This is a genomic window from Actinospineispora acaciae DSM 45401, assembly GCF_000620785.1.
Lineage (GTDB): Bacteria > Actinomycetota > Actinomycetes > Mycobacteriales > Pseudonocardiaceae > Pseudonocardia > Pseudonocardia acaciae.
Window position 1 is genome coordinate 806662 of sequence record NZ_JIAI01000001.1, and the last position, 20441, is coordinate 827102.

The window sequence follows — 20441 nt, forward strand, 5'->3', positions numbered from 1 at the left end:
AAGCCGATGACGGGGACACGCTCCTGGTGGGGTTGGGGACTGGCCGAGGACGCCCTCTCCGACGAGGAGTGCGTCGCGATGGCGGCGGCGCTGCCGGGCACGCCGGCTCGGCCGCGGCCGGTTCCCGACGTATCCGAGCTGGCGCTGCCGACGGTTCGGGTGTCCCCGCCGGGCTCGCTGGCCGGGGTCGTGTCGTCCGCGCCAGACGTGCGTGCGGGGCACACCTTCGGCAAGGCCTACCGGGACGTGGTGCGGGCGTTGCGCGGTGAGGTGGCAACAGCGCCGGACCTGGTGGCGTTCCCCCGGAACGAGGCGGACGTGGTCGACCTGCTGGACTGGGCCGGTGGGGCCGGGGTCGCGGTGGTGCCGTACGGCGGCGGCAGCTCGGTGGTCGGCGGGGTGGAGTACCGGGGCGACGCGCACGCCGGCGTGCTGTCGCTGGACCTGTCGGGGCTGGACAGGGTGCTGGAGGTGGACCCGGTCAGCCGGGCCGCGCGGATCCAGGCCGGCGCGCGGGGGCCGGTGCTGGAGGACCAGCTGCGCCCGCGCGGCTACACCCTGCGGCACTTTCCGCAGAGCTTCGAGCACTCCACCCTCGGCGGCTGGCTGGCTACGAGGTCCGGTGGGCACTACGCCACTCTGTACACCCACATCGACGAGTTCGTGGAATCGATGCGGGTGGTCACGCCGGTGGGCGTCAACGAGTCGTGGCGGCTGCCTGGCTCGGGCGCCGGGCCCTCGCCGGACCGGCTGTTCCTCGGCTCGGAGGGCATCCTCGGGGTGATCACCGAGGCGTGGATGCGGGTGCAGGACCGGCCGATCCACAAGGCGTCGGCGGCCGTGCTGTTCGGCGACTTCGGCGCGGCGGTCGACGCGGTCCGGGCGGTGTCGCAGTCGGCGCTGTACCCGACCAACTGCCGGCTGCTCGACCCCGGCGAGGCCGCGTTCTCCGGCGCGGCGGACGGGACGAGCAGCGTGCTGGTGCTGGGGTTCGAGTCGGCGGTGGCCCCGGTGGAGGACCGGCTCGCCCAGGCCGTCGGGATCGCCGCCTCGCACGGCGGCGTGCCCCAGGAGTCTCGAGGCGCCGTCGGGGCGTGGCGGTCGGCGTTCCTGCGGATGCCGTACCGGCGCGACGGGCTGGCCCGGATGAGCGTGATCGTGGAGACCTTCGAGACGGCGTGCACCTGGGACCGCGCGGTCGGGTTGATCGACGCGGTGCGCGCCGAGCTGCACCCGGTCATCGAGAAGATCACCGGACGGCCGGGCGTGATCAACTGCCGGTTCACCCACGTGTACCCGGACGGGCCGGCGCCGTACTTCACGGTGGTCGCCACCGGGCGGCCCGGCTCCGAGGTGGCGGTCTACGACGAGATCAAGGCCGCCGCGAGCGAGATCCTGGTCCGCCACCGCGCCACCTGCACGCACCATCACGCCGTGGGCCGCGACCACCGCCCCGGCTACGACCGGCAGCGTCCGGAGCCGTTCGCCGCCGCGCTGCGGGCCGCGAAGTCCGCGCTCGACCCGGCCGGCGTGCTCAACCCGGGGGTGCTGATCGACTAGATCCAGAAGCCGGCCAGCTCGGCGGTGCCCGTCCAGCGTTCCCACAGGCCCTCGGGGGTGGCGCCCCGGAGCAGCGCGGCCACCCGGGCGGGGCGCAGCGGGGTCTCCCACACCGGGACCCGCAGGGCGTCGGCGACCGCGTTCGCGATGGCCGCCATCGGGCCGATCGCGCCGGCCTCCCCCATGCCCTTCATGCCGCGCTCGGTCCACGGCGAGGGCGTGCACAGGTGATGCACCTCGATGTCCGGGACGTCGGTGCAGGTGGGCATCAGGTAGTCGACGAAGGTGCTGGCCAGGGGCTGGCCGTCGGCGCTGTAGGGCATCTCCTCCAGCAGCGCCGAGCCGATCCCCTGGGCCACGCCGCCGTGCACCTGACCGTCCACCACCATCGGGTTGATCATCGTGCCGCAGTCCTCGGCGACCACGTAGCGACGGACCCTGACCTGCCCGGTGCGCCGGTGCACCTCGACGACGGCGCCGTGGCAGGAGTTGGAGAACGTGCCGCGCGGCGGGCCGTCCAGGTAGATGGTCGACTCCAGCCCGGGGTCCATGCCCTCGGGCAAGTCGTGGATGGTCCGGATGGCGGTGTAGGCGACGGTGGCCAGGCTGACGCCGGCGGTGGGATGGCCCTTGACGCGCGCCATGCCGTCACGCATCTCCAGGTCCTCGGTACGGCATTCGAGCAGGTGGCCGGCGATCTCCAGGGCCTTGCGCCGTACCTCGCGCGCGGCCGAGGCGGCCGAGGCCCCGCCCAGCGTGGCGCCCCGGCTGCCCCAGGTGCCCATCGCGTACGGGCTGGTGGCCGTGTCGCCGTGCACCACCTTGACCTGCTCCAGCGGCACGTCCAGCTCGGTGGCCACCACCTGGGCCAGGGTGGTCTCCAGGCCCTGGCCGTGCGACTGCAGGCCGGTGAACACCTGTACGCCGCCGTCGGTGCCGACCCGCACGGTGGTGGACTGGTAGCCGGACTCGATGGGCGTCTGGCGCAGCGCGAAGTCCAGCGCGCCGTGCGCGCTCTGCTCGTTGTACAGCGCGAAACCCGTGCCGATCGCGATGTCGCCGTCGCTTCCGGGAACCTCGGACAGCTCCTTGGCGACCAGCTCCAGGGTCTCGCGGTACGAGCCGGGGTCGTAGGTCAAGCCGGTCGCGGTGGTGTACGGGAACTCGGTGATCACGTTGCGGCGGCGGACCTCCACCGGGTCGAGGCCCAGCTCGGCGGCGATCTCGTCCATCAGCCGTTCCATGGTGAACACCGCCGCCGGCCGGCCCACGCCCCGGTAGGTGCCCAGCGGGCACTTGTTGGTGGCCACCGCCAGGTCCTCGACCTCGTAGTTGCGCAGGTCGTAGGGGCCGGGGAAGACCTTGCCGACCATGCCGGAGTCGCTGCCGGCGGTCCACGGGTACACCGAGTAGGCGCCGGCGTCCACGACCACCTGCAGCCTGATCCCGTCCAGCCTGCCGCGTTCGTCGACGTAGGCCTCCACGCAGTGCAGGTGGTCGCGGGCGTGGATGCTGGCGAGCAGGTGCTCGCAGCGGTCCTCCACCCACTTCACCGGCCGGCGGTGGCGCAGCGCCAGCCAGCACACCAGCACCTCGTCGGCGAACACGTGGCCCTTGACGCCGAACCCGCCGCCCACGTCCGGCGCGACCACCCGGACCGCCGACTCCGGGAGTTCGAGCTTCTCGGCGACCAGGGTGCGGACCAGGTGCGGCATCTGGGTGGAGGACCAGAGGGTGACGCCCTGGCCGGTCGGGTCGGGCACCGCCACACAACCCCGGTTCTCCAGCGGGACGCCGGCCTGGCGGTGGTTGCGGAACACCCGGCGGATCACCCGGTGGGCTCCGGCGCGGGCGGCGTCCAGGTCGCCGGACACTCGGCGGCGTTTCACGAACAGGTGGTTCGACCAGCTCGGATGGATCGGATCGTGCTCACCGCGCAGCGCGGACTCCAGGTCCAGGACGGGCGGCAGCTCGCGGATGTCCACCTCGACCAGCTCGGCGGCGTCCTCGGCCACGTAGGGGTCGGGGTGCAGCACGGCGGCCACGGGCTCGCCCACGAAACGGACCCGGTCCACGGCGAGCGCCGGCTGGGCGGAGTGTTGCCAGGACTCGACGGGCACGTCCGCGGCGATGCTCAGGTCGGGGCAGTCGGCGCCGGTGACGAGCAGGGTGCCTTCCGGCGGCGGTGCCCAGTCGCCGAGCCGGATGGAGTCGATCACGCCGTGCGCGATGGTGCTGCGGACCAGCCGCAGGTGCAGCATGCCGGGCAGGTTCAGGTCGTCGAGGTAGCGGCCGGTTCCGGTGGTGTAGCGGGCGTCCTCCACCCGGCGCACCGGGCGGCCGATCAACCCCGTCGCGTCACTCATGTGGCGCTTCCTCGGCCAGCAGGTGTTCGGCGCGGCGGGCGGCACGGAGGATGTTCACGTAGCCGGTGCAGCGGCAGACGTTGCCGGCCAGTTCTTCGCGGAGCTCGTCGTCGGTCAGCTCCGAGGACGAGCCGGCCAGCTCGCTGACGGTGAGCACGAAGCCCGGTGTGCAGAACCCGCACTGCAGTCCGTGCTCCTCGCCGAACGCCCGCTGCACCGGGTGTGGGTTCGCCGGCGTACCCAGGCCTTCCACGGTGGTCACCCGGTGGCCCTGCGCCATGGCCGCGAGCATCAGGCAGGAGCGCGCGGAGCGCCCGTCCAGCAGCACCGTGCACGCCCCGCACACCCCGTGCTCGCAGCCCAGGTGCACGCCGTAAAAGCCCAGGTCGTGGCGCAGCACGTCGCTGAGCAGCCGCCTCGGTTCGACGTCCAGCGGGTGCTCCTCGCCGTTCACCGACAAGGTGATCTTCATGCCGCTCCCCGTTCTCGGTGCCGTGCCTGGGCCACCGCGCGCACCACCATCTCGGCCACCAGTCCGGCCAGGTGCGGCTCGTGCTCGCGCAGCTCCGCCTCGGCCACCGCGCGCAGCTCCTCCGCCGCCAGGCCGGGGTCCGCCCGTATCGCCGCCTCGACGGTGGGCAGCCGTGCCGGCGACCCGGGCACCCCGGTGATCGCCACCCTTCCGGTGAGAACGACGGCGGCGGCGGCCGCCGTCGCGAAGTCGCCGGTGCGTTCGGCGAACTCGGCGAAACCCCAGGCGCCGCCGCCCGGCCAGCGCAGCTCCACGATCAGCTCGTCCGCTTCGAGCGCGGTCATGAACGGGCCGTTGCCGAACTCGGCGGCCGCGATCTCCCTGGTTCCGCCGGCACTTCGTGCCACGATCCGCCCGCCGCAGGCCAGCGCGACCAGCGGCAGCTCGGCGGCCGGATCGGCGTGCGCGACGCTGCCGCCGACGGTGCCCCGGTGCCGGATCGCCCGGTGCCCGATGTGCCTGGCCGCCGCCCCGAGCAGCGGGTTCGTTGCGCTCACCCTCGGGTCGGAGCAGAGGGCGTGATGGCGGACCAGGGCGCCGGTGCGCAGGGTCGAGCCGTCCACGGCCAGCTCGCCCAGCGGCAGGTCGTTGATGTCGACCAGCAGCGCCGGCCGCGCCATCCGCAGGTTGAGCAGCGGGATCAGGCTCTGCCCGCCGGCCACCGGCTTGGCGTCCTCGCCGTGCTCGCGCAGCAGCTCCAGCGCGTGGTCCAGGTGCTCGGCGCGGACGTAGTCGAAGGGCGGCGGCTTCACGCCGGGCGGCGAACCGTGACGACGACGGAGACCGACTCCTCGGCGCCGTCGTTGCGGGTGGCGTGCGGCTCCCCCGGCGCGAACAACACCCCCTGCCGCTCGGTGAGGGTGAACGCCTCGTCGCCGGTGTCGAAGCTGAGCTGGCCCCGGACCACCAGGAACAGCTGCGCCTCGTGGTCGTGGTGATGACGGTGCCCGCCACCGCCCGGCGGGCAGTACGACAGCGAGACGCTGAAGTTGTCGCCCACCGGCCACGGCACCACGTCGGACAGCTCCAGCCCGCCGTAGTGCCCGGCCGGCTCGACCCTCGGCGCCTGTTCGGCCTGGAAACGATGCATCCGCGCTCCTCCTCGTCTTAGCCCGAGATGTGCCTCATGTACGCGCTCTCCACCGGCCGGATCGGCACCTGGAGCAGCGCCGGCGACGAGCCGGACAGCAGCTCGCGCACCGCGTCGGCCACCTCGGCCTCGGTCTCCGCCCGCCGCCCGCGCGCGCCCAGCCCGGCCGCGACGCCCGGCCAGTCGCGCCCGGGCAGGTCGAGCTGCACGGCCCGGCCGAACCGGCGGGCCTGCGGCAGCGCGATGGCCGTCCAGCACTGGTCGTCGCCGACCACCACCAGCACGCGGGCGCCGTAGCGGGCCGCCGTGTCCAGCTCGGCGACCGCGTACCCGATGCCGCCGTCCCCGACGAACACGACGGCCGGCCGGTCGTGCGCCAGCGCGGCCGCGACCCCGTACGGGACCTCGGCGCCCAGCGTGCCGCTCTGCCCGGCGCGCAGGTAGCCGCCCTGCCCGTCCACGGTGAGCAGCTCGTCGGCCCAGAAGTCCACGTTGCCGTGCGAGGTGACGAACGTGGTGCCGGCGGGGGTGGCCGCCGCGACCGCGCGCACCATCTGGGCGGGATGCAGGCGGGGGTCCGCGCCGGGCTCGAACGAGCGGTCCCGGTGCGCCGACCAGTCCGAGGCCAGCCGCCCGACCCACGCCTCGTCCCCCGCCACCGCCCCGGCCGGCTGGGCTGCCCACGCCGAGGCGAACGCCGCGAGGAAACCCCCGACCGTGCACGGCACCGCGAGGTCCACCCGGCCGTTGCGCCCCAGCCGGGCGGCGTCCGGATCGACCTGGATCACCGTCGTGTCCGGCCCGACACCCGAGCCGAACTCCAGGTCGAACTCCCAGTGGTGGCCGAGCAGCACCACGGTGTCCGCCTCGGTGAGCGCGGTGGCCAGCACCGGGTTGCAGGGCAGGTAGCCCGGCCCGATGCACCGCGGGTCGCGGTCCGGCAGCAGCCCCCTGGCCAGCCGCAACGGCGCGAACGCCGCCTCGGTGGCGGCCACGAACCCCGCGACGGCCGGGCGGTCCGCGGTATGGAAACAGTCGTCCCCGACCAGCACCAGAGTCCGCGCCGACGCCCGCAGCCGCTCCACCACCTCACCGACCGAGGCGGGCGCCGTCAGCACCGGGGCCGGCCTCGGCGCGTACCGCGCGAGCAGGTCGTCGGCGGCGTCGCGGTCCAGCTCCTGGTGCAGCACGTCGGCGGTGATCTCCAGGTACACCGGGCCCGGCGTGGGCGCGCGCATCCGCCGCCACGCCTCGGCCACATACTCCGGGATGCGGTGGGCGTCGCGCACGGCCACCGCCCACTTGGTGACGGTGCCCATCACCGCGAGCGTGTCGGTGGACATCCCGGCGCCCCTGTCCGCGACCACGGCGGGGGCCTGACCGCCCACCACCAGCATCGGCACCCCGGCCAGCGAGGCGGACACGCACGGGGTCACCGTGTTCGTCACCCCCGGGCCGAGCGTCACCACCGCCACCCCCGGACGGCCGGTGGCGCGGTAGCCGGCCTCCGCCATGAACGCGGCCGCCGCCTCGTGCCGCACGTGGTGCAGCCGCACCGGACCGTCCGCGCAGGCGTCGTACACCGGGTTGATCGGCCCGCCGGACACGGAGAACAGCCGCTCCACCCCGCGCGCCCGCAGCGCCTCCACCAGGAGCCGCCCGCCCGTCACTGCCTCGGCCATGTCGTTGCTCGCCTCGCTTCCGTGGGCGCCTCAGTAGGCGGGTGCCTTCCCGCCGTCCACCGGGAGCACCGCGCCGGTGACGTAGCCGCAGGCCTCCGAGACCAGCAGCGCGACCAGGTTGGCCAGGTCCTCGGGCCGGCCCATCCGCCGCAGCGGGACCTCATCCACCCAGCGTTGCAGCGCCTGCTCCTCGTCGATGCCCAGCCGCAGCGCCGTCTGCGCCGCCAGCTCGTCCATCCGCTCGGTCGCCAACGGCCCCGGCGCGACCGTGTTGACCAGGATGTCGTCCGGGGCGACCTCGGCCGCCAGCGTCTTGGCGTAGCCCATCAACGCCAGCCGGGTCGCGTTGGACAGCACCATGTCCGGCTGGGCCACCCGCACCCCGATGGTGCCGATGTAGACGATCCGCCCGCCGCCGGCCGCGCGCATCGCGGGCAGCGCCGCCCGGGACAGCCGGATGGGCACCAGGCAGTTCATGTCCATCGCCAGCCGCCAGGCGTCGTCGGTGACCTCCTCGCACCGCATCGACGGCGGCCCCGGCGTGCTCACCACCAGCGCGTCCAGCCGCCCCCACCGCCGCACCGCGACGTCCACCAGCCGCTCGGGAACACCCGGTTCGCCCAGGTCGGCGGGCACGGCGTGCGCGGTGCCCCCGGCGTCGGCGATCTCCTTCACCGCGAGCTCGAGCGCGGCGGCGTTGCGCGCGGCCAGGATTACCTTCATGCCCTCGGCGGCCAGCGTGGACGCGCACCGGCGGCCGAGGCCACGGCTGGCGGCGGTCACGATCGCGACCTTCCCGCGCACGCCAAGCTCCACGTCGAGCTCCCTACCGAAGGTATTATGTTACTTGAACCTTAGTTGGATACGCGGCCTCGGACAAGCGCTCCCGTCATGGCTTCGCGGTGGCGCGGCGGGCGGGGAAGAACGCGGCCGGAACCAGCGCCAGGACGCAGAGCGCCAGCGCCCACCAGAAGGTGTGGCCGAACCCCGCGGACGAGGCCGGCCCGGGCGGCGCCCCCGCCAGCGACTGCTGCAACACCACGGTGAGGATCGCGGTGCCCAGTGAACCGCCGACCCGGTGCATCACGGTGTAGGCGCTGGAGGCACGCGACGCCTCGTGCTTCTCGACCGAGGAGTACGCGGCGGCGAGGTTCGGCCCCATGACCGCGCCGAGCCCGAGGCCCCGGACGGCGAGCGAGCAGACCAGCAGCCACCCCGGGGGTGAGGCGGTGACCTGTGTGAACACCACCGTGCCGGCCATGGCGAGCACGATGCCGGCGAGCAGCACGTACTTGGGTCCGTAGCGGTCGGTGAACCGGCCGGCGACGAACGCACCGGCGGCCGCACCGACCGCCTGCGGGGTCAGCAGCAGCCCCGCCGTCAGCGCGTTCGCGCCCTGAACCTGCTGGTAGTAGAGCGGTACCAGCAGCATCGAGCTGTACAGCGAGGCGCCGAGCAGGAACGCGGTGCCGGTCGCCGCGGCGAACCCGCCCCTGGTGAACAGCCGTAGGTCGATCAACGGCGTACCGGCACCGCGCAGGGCGTGCACCACGTAGCCGGCGACGAGCAGCAAGGCAACACCGAGGCTGCCGGCGACCAACGGCGCGCCGCCACCCCCACCGAGGCTGGTGAACCCGTAGACGGCGGCCGCGATCCCCGGCGAGAGCAGCGCCAGCCCCATCAGGTCGAGCCGCTGGCCACGGTCCCTGGCGTCGCGCTCGGCGGGCAGCAGCCGCGCCGCGATCGGCAGCAGGACCAGGCACACCGGCAGGTTGACGAAGAAGATCGCGCGCCAACCGAACTCGTGCACCAGCACACCGCCGAGCACCGGCCCGAGGGCGGGACCGAACGCCACCGGGATGCTCACCAGGCTCATCAGCCGCCCGATGCGGTCCCGGCCGGCCGCACGCGCCAGGATGGCCTGCCCCACCGGGTTCATCAGACCACCGCCGACGGCCTCCACCAGCCGGAACACGATCAGGCTCGGCAACGACCAGGCCAGCCCGCACAGCAGCGAGCCGGCGGTGAACAGGGTGACCGCGAACATCCACACCCGTTTCCCGCCGAACCGGTCGCTGGCCCACCCGGCGGCCGGGATCACCATCGCCACCGCCAGCAGGTAGCCGGCGGCGACCCACTGCACCGCCGAGAGCGGCGCATCGAAGCTCTCGGCCAGCGTGTCGGTCGCCACGCCGACGCTGGTGGCGTCGATGTTGGCCATCACGGGCGCGGCGAGCAGCACCGCCCCGATCCGGAGCAACCGCCGATCCAGCGGCTGCCTCGTCGTCTGGTTTGTCATGGACATAAATTTATGTCCGACCTAAAGATGTGTGCAACCTAAATCTAGTAGACTGTGCGTATGGGGACCGCCGGCCCGCGGCTACGGGAGATCAAGAAACAAGAGACCAGGGACGCGATCGCGGCGGTCGCCACGCGGCTGTTCGGCGAGCGCGGCTTCGAGAACGTCACGATCGCCGAGATCGCCGCGGCCGCGCGGGTGTCCAAGATGACCGTCACCAACTACTTCGCGCGCAAGGAAGACCTCGCCATCGACGCGCACGAACAGGTCATCGACGACATCGTCCGGCCGGTCGCCGAACGCGCCGACGGCGTCTCCGTGCTGGCCGCGGCCAGGGCCGGCTACGCCCGGCGACTGGCCGACCGGGCTCACTCGATCGGCCTGGCCGGCCCCACCTGGACAAACATGATCAGCAGCAGCCGGGCGCTGCAGGCCCGGCTCCGCGAGATCTTCGACCAGGCCGAACACGAACTGGCCGGCGCCATCGCCACCCAGACCGGCGACCCCGGCCCACTCCCCAAGATCGTCGCCGCCCAGCTCGTCGCCGTCGACCGCGTCCTCTTCGCCGAGGCGCAAGCCTTCGGCGGCGCCGGGCGGAACGACGACGACACCTGCGCCGCACTGGCCCACAGCGCGCGCACCGCCTACGACCTGCTCGAACCCGCGCTCGGCCGGTACGGCACCACGCGCTGAGCCCTCGGCCCGGCGCGGCCGCTCAGCGCTCGTCCAGCCAGCTTTCCAGGGCGCGGACGCGGATGGCGTCGATGTGCTGCTCCATCAGCCGGCGGGCTCTAGGGCCGTCCCGGTCGGTCAACGCCTCGACGATGGCCAGGTGCTCCTGGTAGATCAGGTCCGGGCGGGGGTTGCCGATGCCGGCGTACTGGATCCGCCGGACGTCGTTGTAGATGTCCTCGAACACGGCGAGCAGCCGCTTGCTGCCGGACGCCGCGACGATCGTGCCGTGGAAGTCGTGCGAGTACTCGTCATGATCGAGGTTCATCGTGGCCACCTCGGACGGGCGGGCGTCGCGCAGCTCGGCAAGGCGCTCGTCGGTGATCTTGGTGGCGGCGATCTCGGTCGCGGCGCTCTCGATGACCTTGCGGAGCAGGTAGACGTCGTGCACGTCGCCCGGCTCGATGCCCTTGACCAGGTAGCCCTTGTACGCGATGGCCGTCACCAGGCCCTGCCGTTCCAGCAAGGTCATCGCCTCGCGCACCGGGGTGCGGGACACGCCGTAGAGGTTGCTCAGGTCGGTGAGCTGCAACATCGTCCCTGGCTTGATGCGGGCCTGGATGATGTCCTCGAGCACGAGCCGGCGCACGTGCTCGACCAGCGACTCGTCGCGGCTGCCCCGGGTCTTGCGGCCGTCCACCCGGACGCCCGTCTTGTCGGCCACCACGGCACGCCTCCGAGGGTACGTATACAGCTCGTTCTTCAAGTAACATACCAGTCGTTTCCGGTGCTCTACCGCCTTGTCACGCGGTCGAGACGGAACCGCAGCACCTGGCCCGGGCACGCCTGGGCCGCGCTGTCCACGTCGGCCGAGCGCACCACGGCGATGACCGGGTATCCGCCGGTGAGCGGGTGGTCGGCGAGGAACAGCGTGGGCCGGCCGAGCGTCGGCACCTGGATCGCCCCGGGGACCAGCCCTTCGCTGGGCAGCTCGCCGGGCACGGTGCGGGGCAGCGTCGGGCCCTCCAGTCGCATGCCGACCCGGTTGCTGTCGGTGCTCACGGTGTACGGCTCGGTCAGCAGGGTGCGCACGGCCCGTTCCTCGAACCAGTCGTGCCTCGGGCCGAGGAGCACGCGCAGCACCAGCTCGCCGCCGGCCACGGCGGCCACCGGCGCGAGGTCGATCGCCGGTGCCTGAGCCGGTGCGGGGCCGACGGGCAGCATCGTCCCCGGCCGCAGCGGGGGCGGGCCGAGGCCGGCCAGCACGTCGGTGGACCGGGAGCCGAGCACGGGCTCGACCGCGAGCCCGCCGCGGACGCCGACGTAGCTGCGCAGGCCGCGCTCCGGCTCGGCCAGCTCGAGCAGCTGGCCGGGCGCCAGGAGCAGCACGGCGTTGAGCCCGTGCCGGCGGCCGTCCACCCTGACCGGGCAGGACGCCCCGGTCACCGCCACCGTGAGCGGCCGGTGCGCGCGGGCGGCGAACCCGCCGAGGGTGACCTCCACGGCCGCCGCGCCCTCCGGGTTCGCGACCAGCCGGTTGGCCAGCCGGAACGAGCGCCGGTCGGCCGCGCCGGAGGGTCCCACCCCCAGCTCGGCGAGCCCCGGCCGGCCCAGGTCCTGCACGGTGGCGAGCACCCCCGGCCTGACCACCTCCAGGTCCGTCACCCGCCGACCTCCTCGAACCGGACCGGCGGGCGGGAGCGCGCCAGCGCCAGGTAGAGCTCACGTACCTCGGTCAGGCCGGGAACCTCGACCAGCAGGCCGGCGTCCGCGCACCCGTCATATCCGGGCGGTCAGCCGGACCCCGGCCGCCTCCAGCGCCGCCCTGGTCGCGGTGGCGATCGCGACGGCGCCCCGGGTGTCGGAGTGCACCAGCAGCGACTGGGCCGTCACCGGGATGACGCTGCCGTCCAGGGCGGTCAGCTGGCCTTCGAGCACCATCTGTACGGCCCGCCGGGCGGCGGCCTCGGGGTCGGTCACCATCGACTCGGGGTGGGTCCTGGGCACCAGCAGCCCGTCGGGGGTGTACGCCCGGTCCACGAACGCCTCGGCCACGGTGCGGACGCCGGCCTGCTCGGCCCGCTTCCAGGTGGCCGTGCCGACCTGGCACAGCAGCGGCAGCGAGGCGTCGAAGGTGCGGGTGGCCTCCACGATCGCCTCGGCGTGCTCCTCGTCGGTGGCGGCGACGTTGTACAGCGCGCCGTGCGCGCGCACGTAGCTGGTCTCGGTCCCGGCCGCCTTGGCGAAGGCCTCCAGCGCGCCCATCTGGTAGAGCAGGTCGTCGACCAGCACGTCCTTCGGCACGGCGATGTAGCGGCGGCCGAACCCGGCCAGGTCGCGGTAGCTGACCTGCGCGCCGACCGCCACGCCGTTGCGGGCGGCCGTCTCGCAGGTCCGGCGCATGATGGTCGGGTCGCCGGCGTGGAAGCCGCAGGCGACGTTCGCGCCGGTGACGATCCCGAGCAGGGCCTCGTCGTCGGCGATCGTCCACCGTCCGAACCCCTCGCCCACGTCGGTGGTCAGCGAGACGGCGGGCGCATCGATGCTCATACCGGATCCCTTCGGTCGCTCAGAGGTTCACCCGACAAACTAGATGGGACCTCGGCGCTCGCCCGCGTACCGCTCGCGAGGTAGGCCGCGCCGGCGACCACGAACCCGACCAGGTAGCTCAGGTCCACCCCGCCCAGCGCGTGGCCGATCGGGCCGGTGTAGAGCTTGGTCGCCATGAACGGCACCGAGGCCAGGATGCCGACCACGAAGCACAACCAGGCCGGCCAGCGCGTCCCGGCGAGCGGGCCGGCGCGGTCGTAGAACGCGGACGCCGGGGGCAGCGTCTCCACCCGCCGGTACCTGACGTAGACGGTGATCAGCGTGACCGCGAACCACGGCGTCACGAAGTAGGCGATCAGGAACAGGAACTGCTCGTAGCGCAGCAGGAACTCCGGGCCCCCGAACGCGATCGCCAGCGCGGTGGACACCGCCGCCAGCAGGATCGCCACGAACCACCGCCGGCCGGGCGCGTCCCAGCTCAGGGTGGCCAGCGAGCCGCTGTACATGTTGAGCACCACGGCGATCTGCTGGCTCAGGATCAGCACCAGGAACACCACCGGCGCGAGCGCCCCGGAGATCGTCGCCACCGCCGGGATGGACGCGGTCCTGGCCAGCGCGGTGACCAGCGCGCCGAGCACCATCGCCCAGGTGGCCGCGACGAACAGCGCCGAGAAGCAGGCCCAGAACACCCGCTTGCTGGTGACCGACGCGGGCAGGTACCGCGAGTAGTCCGAGGCGTAGGACGACCAGCTCAGGGTGAACGAGAACGCGATCGCGAACTCCAGCAGCCACTGCTTGGGGCCGTTCACCCCCGCCGAGGTGCCGGCGAACGTGCCCGCGTCCGACCGTGCCAACGCGACCACCGTGAGCACCCCGAACACCACCACGCTGGCGATCGTCAGCCAGCGGTTGAACAGGTGGATCCACCGGTACCCGTAGAGCGCCAGCGCCAGCCCGACCAGCGCGAGCACCACCACCGCGGCCACCCGGTCCATGCCGAAGAGCTGGTTGAACGCCTGGCTGTTCAGCGAGAGCCCGACCGCCGCCCAGCCGATGAACAACATCGTGGTGAAGATCGCCGGGAGGTAGTTGCCGACGTGTCCGAAGCCCAGCCTGCTGATCACCATCTGCGGCAGGCCCCGGCGCGGACCCATCGACGCGCACGCCGCCGTGACCACCGCGCCGAGCACGTTGCCCACCGCGACCGCGGACACCGTTGCCCAGAAGCCAAGGCCGGCGGCGATGCCGACGCCGCCGAGCACCATCGAGGAGAGGTGGATCTGCGAGCCGAACCAGTTGTAGAACTGGCTGGAGACCTTGCCGTGCCGCTGGTCGTCGGGGATGGGGCCGAACCCGTGCAGCTCGGCGCTCGTCTGGTTCGAGTCCACGCTGACTCCCGCATCGAGCAGATTTGTGTGCAAGTAATATGTCAGATTAGAACGAATTGAGATGTCAGTCAATCGTGTCCGGGCGGCGGTCAGGCCGGCCCGGGCCTCCCCCGCCGTCCGCGATCTCGGACACGTTCCGTCGCGCCGAGCTTGCGGACAGCCATCACCCAATTAGGATAGCCTCACCACACTAAGGTGTGACTTACTGCGACTGTCTGGGGGACGATGGTGGCGTCGACCGCGCCGTTACGCGGGACATCCTTCATCACGGGGGCGGCCGGTGGGATCGGTGCGGCGGTCGCGTCGGCGTTGGCCAGGGCGGGCTCGCCGGTCGCGTTGCTGGACCACGACGAGGCGGTGCACGAGACCGCCGAGCGGCTGCGCGGTTCGGGTGCCGAGGTGTACTCCGTGGTCGCCGACGTCGCCGACCGGCACGCGGTGGACCTGGCGGTGGCGGCGGCGGAGCGCAGGCTCGGGCCGATCGGCGTGCTGGCCAACGTGGCCGGCGTGCTCCGGGTCGGCCCGGTGCTTGACCTGGACGATCGGGACTGGGCGGCCTGCCTTGCGGTGAACGCCACCGGGGTGTGGAACACCGGGCGCGCGGTGGGCCGGCTCATGCGCGAGCGCGGCGCGGGCAGCATCGTCACCGTCGCCTCGAACGCGGCGGCGGTCCCCCGGGTCGGCATGGCGGCGTACGCGGCGTCGAAGGCCGCCTCCGTCATGATCACTCGCGGCCTGGGGCTCGAGCTGGCGCCGCACGTGCGCTGCAACGTGGTGTGCCCCGGCTCGACGGACACGGCGATGCAGCGGGCGTTGTGGCCCGACCCGGAGGACGACGGCGGCGCGGATGCGGTGGTGGCCGGCTCGCCGGAGTCCTTTCGCCTCGGCATCCCCCTCGGTCGGGTGGCCGACCCCGCCGACATCGCCGACGTCGTCGTGTTCCTCGCCGGCGACGCCTCGCGCCACATCACGTTGCAGTCCCTCACGGTGGACGGCGGCGCGACGCTCGGCGTCTGACGCGGCCCCACCGATCCGAAGTCGTCTCGCCCGTCGAAAGGAACGCTCGATGCCCACACCGGCCTTGGTCCGGCCACGTCCTCGGCACAACCCCGCCGACCTGCTCACGGCGTACCTTCCGGGGTCGTTCTTCTACGCCTCGCCCCGGGGTTGTGTGCTGGCCGACGGGGTGCACGCGCGTGTGCCGGCGGACCGCCCGGAACGGGCCGAGGCGGTGTCCGAGGCGCTGGCCGGGGCGGCGGAGGCGGGGGTGCGCGATCCGATAGTGGTCGGCGCCGTCGGCTTCGCGCCCGGTTCGGCCGCGAGCCTGGTGGTGCCCTCGGTGGTGCGGCGGGCGGCGACGTCGGAGGACGGCGGCTGGCCGCCCTCGGTGTTCCCGGCCTCCTACCGGGGCACCTGGTCGGTCTCGCACCGGCCGGCCCCGGAGCGCTACATGGACGCCGTCCGCCGTGCCCTGCGGCTGATCGAGGCGGGCGAGCTGAGCAAGGTCGTGCTGGCCCGGTGCCTGGAGCTGACCGCCGCCGTGCCGGTCGCGGTGCCGAGCCTGCTCGCCCAGCTGGTGCGCACCGACCCGGACGCGCACGTGTTCGCCGCGGACGTCACCGCGCCCGGCGACCCGGCCACCCGCACGGTGCTGGGCGCCAGCCCGGAGCTGCTGGTGAGCCGGCGCGGCCGGGAGGTGACGGCGAACCCGCTGGCCGGTTCCGCCGCCCGGGCGCACGAGCCGGCGGAGGACCGGCGGCGGATCGCGGCGCTGCGGGCCTCGGACAAGGACCGCCGCGAGCATGCCCTGGTCAGCGCCCACGTGGCCGAGGTGCTGGGCAGGTTCTGCACGGACGTGCGGGTGCCGTCCGAGCCCGAGGTGACCGGCACCGCCACGATGTGGCACCTGTCCAGCCCGATCACCGGGCGGCTGGTGGACCCGGCCGTCTCGTCGCTGGCGCTGGCCGAGGCGCTGCACCCGACGCCCGCCGTCGGTGGCGTGCCGCCGAGCCGGGCGCACGCCGCGATCGCCGCGCTGGAGGCCGAGGCCCGGGGCTACTACGCGGGGCTGGTCGGCTGGAGCTCGCTGGACGGCGACGGCGAGTGGGCGCTGACCATCCGCGCCGCCGAGGTGTGCGACCGGACGGTCACGCTGTTCGCCGGCGCCGGGGTGGTCGCCGGCTCCCAGCCCGAGGCCGAGCTGGCCGAGACCAGCGCGAAGTTCCGCACCATGCTCCGGGCGATCGAGGTGGAGGAGGCGCTGTGAGCGACGGTCCGGACCACACCCCGTGGCCCGCCGAGCTGGCCGCCCGCTACCGAGCCGCCGGCCACTGGCGGGGGCAGACCTTCGGCGCGCTGCTCACCTCGCTCGCCGAGGCGCACGCGGAGCGGACCGCGGTGGTGGGCGAGTCGCCGGCCGGCCCGGCGCGGTGGAGCTACCGCTCGCTGGACGAGCGGGCGCACCGGTTGGCGGCGGGGCTGTACGGGCTGGGCCTGCGGTCCGGGGACCGGGTGGTGCTGCAGCTGCCGAACGTGCCGGAGTTCTTGCCGGTGGTGTTCGCGCTGTTCCGGCTGGGGGCGTGGCCGGTGTTCGCGCTGCCTGCGCACCGCGACAGCGAGCTGTGCCACTTCGCCTCGCATTCCGAGGCGAAGGCCGTCCTGACCGTCGGCACGCACGAGCGGTACGACCACGCGGCGCTGGCCGGCCGGGTCGCCGAGCGGGTGGCCTCGGTGCGCCACGTGATCGTCCTCGGGCCCTCCGACGGCGCCGGTGCCGTCGCCCTGGACGAGCTGGATGCGCCACCGCGCGAGCTGCCCGAGCCCGACCCGGAGGGCGTGGCGTTCCTGCAGCTCTCCGGCGGCACCACCGGGCTGCCCAAGCTGATCCCGCGCACCCACGACGACTACCTCTACAGCGTCCGGGAGAGCGCGCGGATCTGCGCGCTGAGCCCGGAGAGCGTGTATTTGGCGACCCTGCCGGTCGCGCACAACTACCCGCTCAGCTCCCCCGGCGTGCTCGGCGCGCTGCACGCGGGGTCGACGGTGGTGCTCGCCCCGCGCCCGGACGCGGACACCGTGTTCGAGCTGATCGAGCGCGAGCGGGTCACCATCACCGGCGTGGTGCCGCCGCTGGCCGCGGTGTGGGTGCAGGCGGCGGAGCACACTCGGCGCGACCTGTCGAGCCTGCGGGTGCTGCAGGTCGGCGGGGCGAAGTGCGGGCGCGAGCTGGCCGAGCGGATCGGGCCGGCGCTGGGCTGCTCGCTGCAGCAGGTCTTCGGCATGGCGGAGGGCCTGGTCAACTACACCAGGCTGGACGACCCGGACGAGGTGGTGCTCGGCACCCAGGGGCGGCCGATCTCGCTGGACGACGAGATCCGCGTGGTGGACCCCTGCTCCGACGCGGAGGTCGCCCCCGGCGAGGTGGGCGCGCTGCTCACCCGGGGGCCGTACACCATCCGCGGCTACTACCGCGCCGGCGAGCACAACGCCGTCGCGTTCACCCCCGACGGCTTCTACCGCACCGGGGACCTGGTGCGCCGCACGGCCGGCGGGCACATCGAGGTGGTCGGGCGGATCAAGGAGCAGATCAACAGGGGCGGTGAGAAGGTCGCGGCCGAGGAGGTGGAGAACCACCTGATGGCGCACCCCGGCGTGCTCGACGCCGCCGTGGTGGCCATGCCCGACGAGCAGCTCGGCGAACGCAGCTGCGCGTACGTGGTGCCGGTGGCCGACGCCCCCACCCCGACCGCGCCCGAGCTGCGCCGGTTCGTGCGCGAGCGGGGCGTGGCGGCGTTCAAGGTCCCGGACCGGGTGCTGGTCGTCGACGCGTTCCCGGTCACCGGCGTCGGAAAGATCAGCAAACGCGAGCTGCGCGCCGCCATTGCCGCCCAGGAGTTCTCCGACCAACCCACGAAGGGGTGAGCCGTGTCCATTCCTCGCATCCAGCCCTATCCGCTGCCCGGTGCCGACGAGCTCCCGAACGGACGGGTCGACTGGCGCCCGGACCCCGGGCGGGCGGCGCTGCTGGTGCACGACATGCAGCGTTACTTCCTGGCCCCCTACACCCCGGGCGCGGAGCCGCTGTCCGGGTTGATCTCGAACGTGGCCACGCTGATCGAGGCGTGCCGGGCCCGTGACATCCCGATCTTCTACACGGCCCAGCCCGGCCGCCAGAGCGTGCGCGACCGCGGCCTGCTCACCGAGTTCTGGGGCGAGGGCATCGGGGCGGTGATCGAGTCCGACCCGCGCGCCGAGGAGATCGTCGACGAGCTGGCGCCGCTGCCCACCGACGTGCGGCTGACCAAGTGGCGCTACAGCGCGTTCCAGCGCAGCACGTTCGCCGAGGACCTCGGCCGGCGGGGGCGCGACCAGCTGTTGATCACGGGCATCTACGCGCACATCGGCTGCCAGGCCACCGCCGTGGAGGCGTTCATGCGTGACGTCCGCCCGTTCCTGGTCGCGGACGGCGTCGCCGACTTCTCCCGGCAACACCACGAGCGGGCGCTGGAGTACGTGGCGCAGCGCTGCGGGGTGACGATCACGACCGCCGACGTGCTCGCCGCCCTGGACGCCCCGGCGGCGGCCGCGCCGGCGTGACCCTACGCCGGGGAATGTCGATCGCGTCGCCCAAGGTCGGACCATCACGGGCAGCGCCCACGCCTCTGGGATGTGGCGAAATATCGTCTAAATTGCTAATGGCTCTTTATGAATTGTTAATGAATTGCCGCAAGGTTCCGAATGTCCCTACGGTTCGGCGCTGCTATTGGTGGATTGTCACGCTGGTGAAACAGCTTCGGCTCGACCGTTGACTGGATGATTTGGCGCATCGGCGGTCCCGGCTAACGCAACGACGTAGGGGGATCGGGTGCGCGGATTCGCGCGAGTGGTGTTGGTAGCCGCGGTGCTGGCCGGTTGTGGTGTGGCGGCCGGATGTGGTGATCACCCACCGACGCCGGCGCTGGCCGACGTGCATCCCTGCGACCCGGCGACGCTGGGCTCGATCGCGCCGCCGCCGAACGTCGAGTTCAGCTGCGCGACGCTCGCGGTGCCGCTGGATCACCGTCTCATGCCGGGCCCGCGGGTCGACCGGCAGTTGGCGTTGCCGATCGCCATGACGGAGAACGCGGTGGCGCCGCGGGGGGTGCTGGTGTGGCTGAACGGCGGACCGGGCTCCCCGGGGGTGCAGCTGGCGGGTGAGATCGCGGGCCAGTTCGATCCGGCGGTGCTGCGCGACTACCGCCTGGTGCTGTTCAGCCAGCGTGGCACCGGTCCGAATGCCCTGCAATGCCCAGGGCTGCAAGAAGCCGTGGGCTCCGCCATGGAGGTGCCGCCGCCGGGCGTGGTGGAAGACTGTGCGCAGGCAATCGGCTCACACCGACGATTCTTCGGTACCGCCGACACCGTCGCTGATCTGGAGGCCCTGCGCCGGGCGTTGGGAGCGGACAAGCTGACCCTGGCCGGCGCGTCCTACGGCACGGTACCCGCCGCGCGCTATGCGATGAAGTATCCAGATCGGGTCGCACGGCTCGTGCTGGATTCCGTGGTGCCGCACGATGGCCTCGACCCACTGATGCTGGACGTGTTCCCCCGCGCCGCGGAGGTGCTGCGCGGCGCCTGCGCCCGGTCGAGATGCCCCACCGATGCCGCGGCCGACCTCGCTGAGGTGATACGCGTTCGACACAACGGGCTCGAGATGCTCAACGTGGTCACCAAGTTGGCGCCCAAGCCGCGACTGGCGGAGCTGCTGGTCGCGCTGCGTGAGGCCGCGCGGGGCGACGGCCGAGGACTGGACACCCTCCTGGTCGATGTGCGCAAACCCAAGGGCGCGGGCGGGTCGCCGGCGGACGAGTTCAGCCGGGGTCTGAACGTCACGACTTCGTGCCAGGACATGCACGGGCCTTGGGGAGGTGTTTCCGCTCCGGCGGTGGGGCGGGCAGAAGCCGCGGACAAGGTCGCCGCCGCGCTGCCGGAGCGGGCGTTCTTCCCGTTCGACCGAGCCACCGCGCTCACGAATGGAACCGTGGTGGCCTGCGAACGGTGGCCGGAAACCTCGGTGCCGGCGTTCTCCGTCGGGCGTGACCTGCCGCCGGTGCCGACGCTGTTGCTGGCCGGCGAGAGAGACCTGACCACACCGCTGGGCTGGACACAGAAAGAGGCCGCCCGCGCGCCCAACCACCGCCTCGTGGTGGTTCCGGGCGCCGGCCACATCACCCAGGACGTCGCCTTTGGCCGTGTCGGACGCGATGTCGTGACCGAGTTCCTCGTGGATCGGCCAGGTCTCAAGTAGCGGTCGGCGGCGGCGT

At 73.1% G+C, this 20441-nt stretch carries 18 protein-coding genes; 7 read left to right on the top strand and 11 right to left on the bottom strand.

The genetic code is table 11. The features are described from left to right. The first annotated feature begins 6 nt into the window (after positions 1-6). Positions 7-1560, top strand: a complete 1554-nt coding sequence (locus N912_RS0104035; RefSeq protein WP_028921420.1) for an FAD-binding oxidoreductase — start codon at positions 7-9, stop codon at positions 1558-1560. On the opposite strand, the gene N912_RS49350 is transcribed toward N912_RS0104035, so the two are convergent. The 7 genes from N912_RS49350 to N912_RS0104070 all read right to left on the bottom strand — a co-directional run bounded on the left by N912_RS49350 (position 1557) and on the right by N912_RS0104070 (position 9529). Next, positions 1557-3926: a xanthine dehydrogenase family protein molybdopterin-binding subunit gene (locus N912_RS49350; RefSeq protein ID WP_064745198.1), complete on the bottom strand. Its 2370-nt coding sequence runs from the start codon at positions 3924-3926 to the stop codon at positions 1557-1559. The two genes, N912_RS0104035 and N912_RS49350, sit on opposite strands and share 4 nt — an antisense overlap. Then, positions 3919-4398: a (2Fe-2S)-binding protein gene (locus tag N912_RS0104045; RefSeq protein ID WP_028921421.1), complete on the bottom strand. Its 480-nt coding sequence runs from the start codon at positions 4396-4398 to the stop codon at positions 3919-3921. Before N912_RS0104045 ends, N912_RS49350 begins: the two co-directional genes overlap by 8 nt. After that, positions 4395-5210, bottom strand: coding sequence for an FAD binding domain-containing protein (locus tag N912_RS0104050; protein ID WP_028921422.1), 816 nt, complete (start codon positions 5208-5210; stop codon positions 4395-4397). Before N912_RS0104050 ends, N912_RS0104045 begins: the two co-directional genes overlap by 4 nt. Next, a complete protein-coding gene (locus tag N912_RS0104055; RefSeq protein ID WP_028921423.1) occupies positions 5207-5548 on the bottom strand; it encodes a cupin domain-containing protein in 342 nt (113 codons plus the stop codon). The genes N912_RS0104050 and N912_RS0104055 overlap by 4 nt, the downstream gene beginning before the upstream one ends. Positions 5549-5565: 17 nt before the next feature. Continuing rightward, the gene (locus N912_RS0104060) at positions 5566-7230 is read right to left on the bottom strand and encodes a thiamine pyrophosphate-binding protein (RefSeq protein WP_037062765.1); all 1665 of its coding nucleotides are present in this window, start codon (positions 7228-7230) and stop codon (positions 5566-5568) included. A gap of 30 nt (positions 7231-7260) precedes the next feature. Continuing rightward, entirely contained in the window at positions 7261-8046 is a 786-nt protein-coding gene (locus N912_RS0104065) for an SDR family oxidoreductase (protein ID WP_028921425.1), read from the bottom strand. A 73-nt stretch (positions 8047-8119) separates the two neighbouring features. Continuing rightward, a complete protein-coding gene (locus N912_RS0104070) occupies positions 8120-9529 on the bottom strand; it encodes an MDR family MFS transporter (RefSeq protein ID WP_051579580.1) in 1410 nt (469 codons plus the stop codon). 60 nt (positions 9530-9589) lie between these two features. On the opposite strand from N912_RS0104070, the gene N912_RS0104075 reads away from it, so the two are divergent. Next, positions 9590-10222 (top strand): TetR/AcrR family transcriptional regulator, encoded by a 633-nt coding sequence (locus tag N912_RS0104075; protein ID WP_028921427.1) that lies wholly within the window; start codon positions 9590-9592, stop codon positions 10220-10222. 22 nt (positions 10223-10244) lie between these two features. Here the strand turns inward: N912_RS0104075 and N912_RS0104080 are convergent, their stop codons facing one another. The 4 genes from N912_RS0104080 to N912_RS0104095 form a co-directional block, all read right to left on the bottom strand. Continuing rightward, positions 10245-10925, bottom strand: coding sequence for a GntR family transcriptional regulator (locus N912_RS0104080; RefSeq protein WP_169747800.1), 681 nt, complete (start codon positions 10923-10925; stop codon positions 10245-10247). Positions 10926-10993: 68 nt separating this feature from the next. After that, entirely contained in the window at positions 10994-11866 is an 873-nt protein-coding gene (locus N912_RS0104085; protein ID WP_028921429.1) for a 5-oxoprolinase subunit C family protein, read from the bottom strand. 114 nt (positions 11867-11980) lie between these two features. Beyond that, positions 11981-12751: a LamB/YcsF family protein gene (locus N912_RS0104090; protein WP_028921430.1), complete on the bottom strand. Its 771-nt coding sequence runs from the start codon at positions 12749-12751 to the stop codon at positions 11981-11983. Beyond that, positions 12748-14139: a purine-cytosine permease family protein gene (locus N912_RS0104095; protein ID WP_028921431.1), complete on the bottom strand. Its 1392-nt coding sequence runs from the start codon at positions 14137-14139 to the stop codon at positions 12748-12750. Before N912_RS0104095 ends, N912_RS0104090 begins: the two co-directional genes overlap by 4 nt. A gap of 225 nt (positions 14140-14364) precedes the next feature. On the opposite strand from N912_RS0104095, the gene N912_RS0104100 reads away from it, so the two are divergent. From N912_RS0104100 to N912_RS49355, 5 genes are all read left to right on the top strand, one after another. Continuing rightward, on the top strand, positions 14365-15156 hold the full coding sequence (locus N912_RS0104100) for a 2,3-dihydro-2,3-dihydroxybenzoate dehydrogenase (protein ID WP_028921432.1): 792 nt from the start codon (positions 14365-14367) through the stop codon (positions 15154-15156). A 49-nt stretch (positions 15157-15205) separates the two neighbouring features. Beyond that, positions 15206-16405, top strand: a complete 1200-nt coding sequence (locus N912_RS0104105) for an isochorismate synthase (protein WP_028921433.1) — start codon at positions 15206-15208, stop codon at positions 16403-16405. After that, entirely contained in the window at positions 16402-18060 is a 1659-nt protein-coding gene (locus N912_RS0104110) for a (2,3-dihydroxybenzoyl)adenylate synthase (RefSeq protein WP_028921434.1), read from the top strand. Before N912_RS0104105 ends, N912_RS0104110 begins: the two co-directional genes overlap by 4 nt. 3 nt (positions 18061-18063) lie before the next feature. Beyond that, positions 18064-18735: an isochorismatase family protein gene (locus N912_RS0104115; RefSeq protein WP_028921435.1), complete on the top strand. Its 672-nt coding sequence runs from the start codon at positions 18064-18066 to the stop codon at positions 18733-18735. Between the two features lie 268 nt (positions 18736-19003). Then, on the top strand, positions 19004-20425 hold the full coding sequence (locus tag N912_RS49355; protein ID WP_156993156.1) for an alpha/beta fold hydrolase: 1422 nt from the start codon (positions 19004-19006) through the stop codon (positions 20423-20425). Positions 20426-20441: the final 16 nt, after the last annotated feature.

Excerpts from the sequence above, each read along its gene's own strand:
- N912_RS0104035 (WP_028921420.1), top strand. The coding sequence starts at position 7 with ATGACGGGGACACGCTCCTGGTGGGGTTGGGGACTGGCCGAGGACGCC.
- N912_RS49350 (WP_064745198.1), bottom strand. The coding sequence starts at position 3,926 with ATGAGTGACGCGACGGGGTTGATCGGCCGCCCGGTGCGCCGGGTGGAG.
- N912_RS0104045 (WP_028921421.1), bottom strand. The coding sequence starts at position 4,398 with ATGAAGATCACCTTGTCGGTGAACGGCGAGGAGCACCCGCTGGACGTC.
- N912_RS0104055 (WP_028921423.1), bottom strand. The coding sequence starts at position 5,548 with ATGCATCGTTTCCAGGCCGAACAGGCGCCGAGGGTCGAGCCGGCCGGG.
- N912_RS0104060 (WP_037062765.1), bottom strand. The coding sequence starts at position 7,230 with ATGGCCGAGGCAGTGACGGGCGGGCGGCTCCTGGTGGAGGCGCTGCGG.
- N912_RS0104070 (WP_051579580.1), bottom strand. The coding sequence starts at position 9,529 with ATGACAAACCAGACGACGAGGCAGCCGCTGGATCGGCGGTTGCTCCGG.
- N912_RS0104075 (WP_028921427.1), top strand. The coding sequence starts at position 9,590 with ATGGGGACCGCCGGCCCGCGGCTACGGGAGATCAAGAAACAAGAGACC.
- N912_RS0104090 (WP_028921430.1), bottom strand. The coding sequence starts at position 12,751 with ATGAGCATCGATGCGCCCGCCGTCTCGCTGACCACCGACGTGGGCGAG.
- N912_RS0104100 (WP_028921432.1), top strand. The coding sequence starts at position 14,365 with ATGGTGGCGTCGACCGCGCCGTTACGCGGGACATCCTTCATCACGGGG.
- N912_RS0104105 (WP_028921433.1), top strand. The coding sequence starts at position 15,206 with ATGCCCACACCGGCCTTGGTCCGGCCACGTCCTCGGCACAACCCCGCC.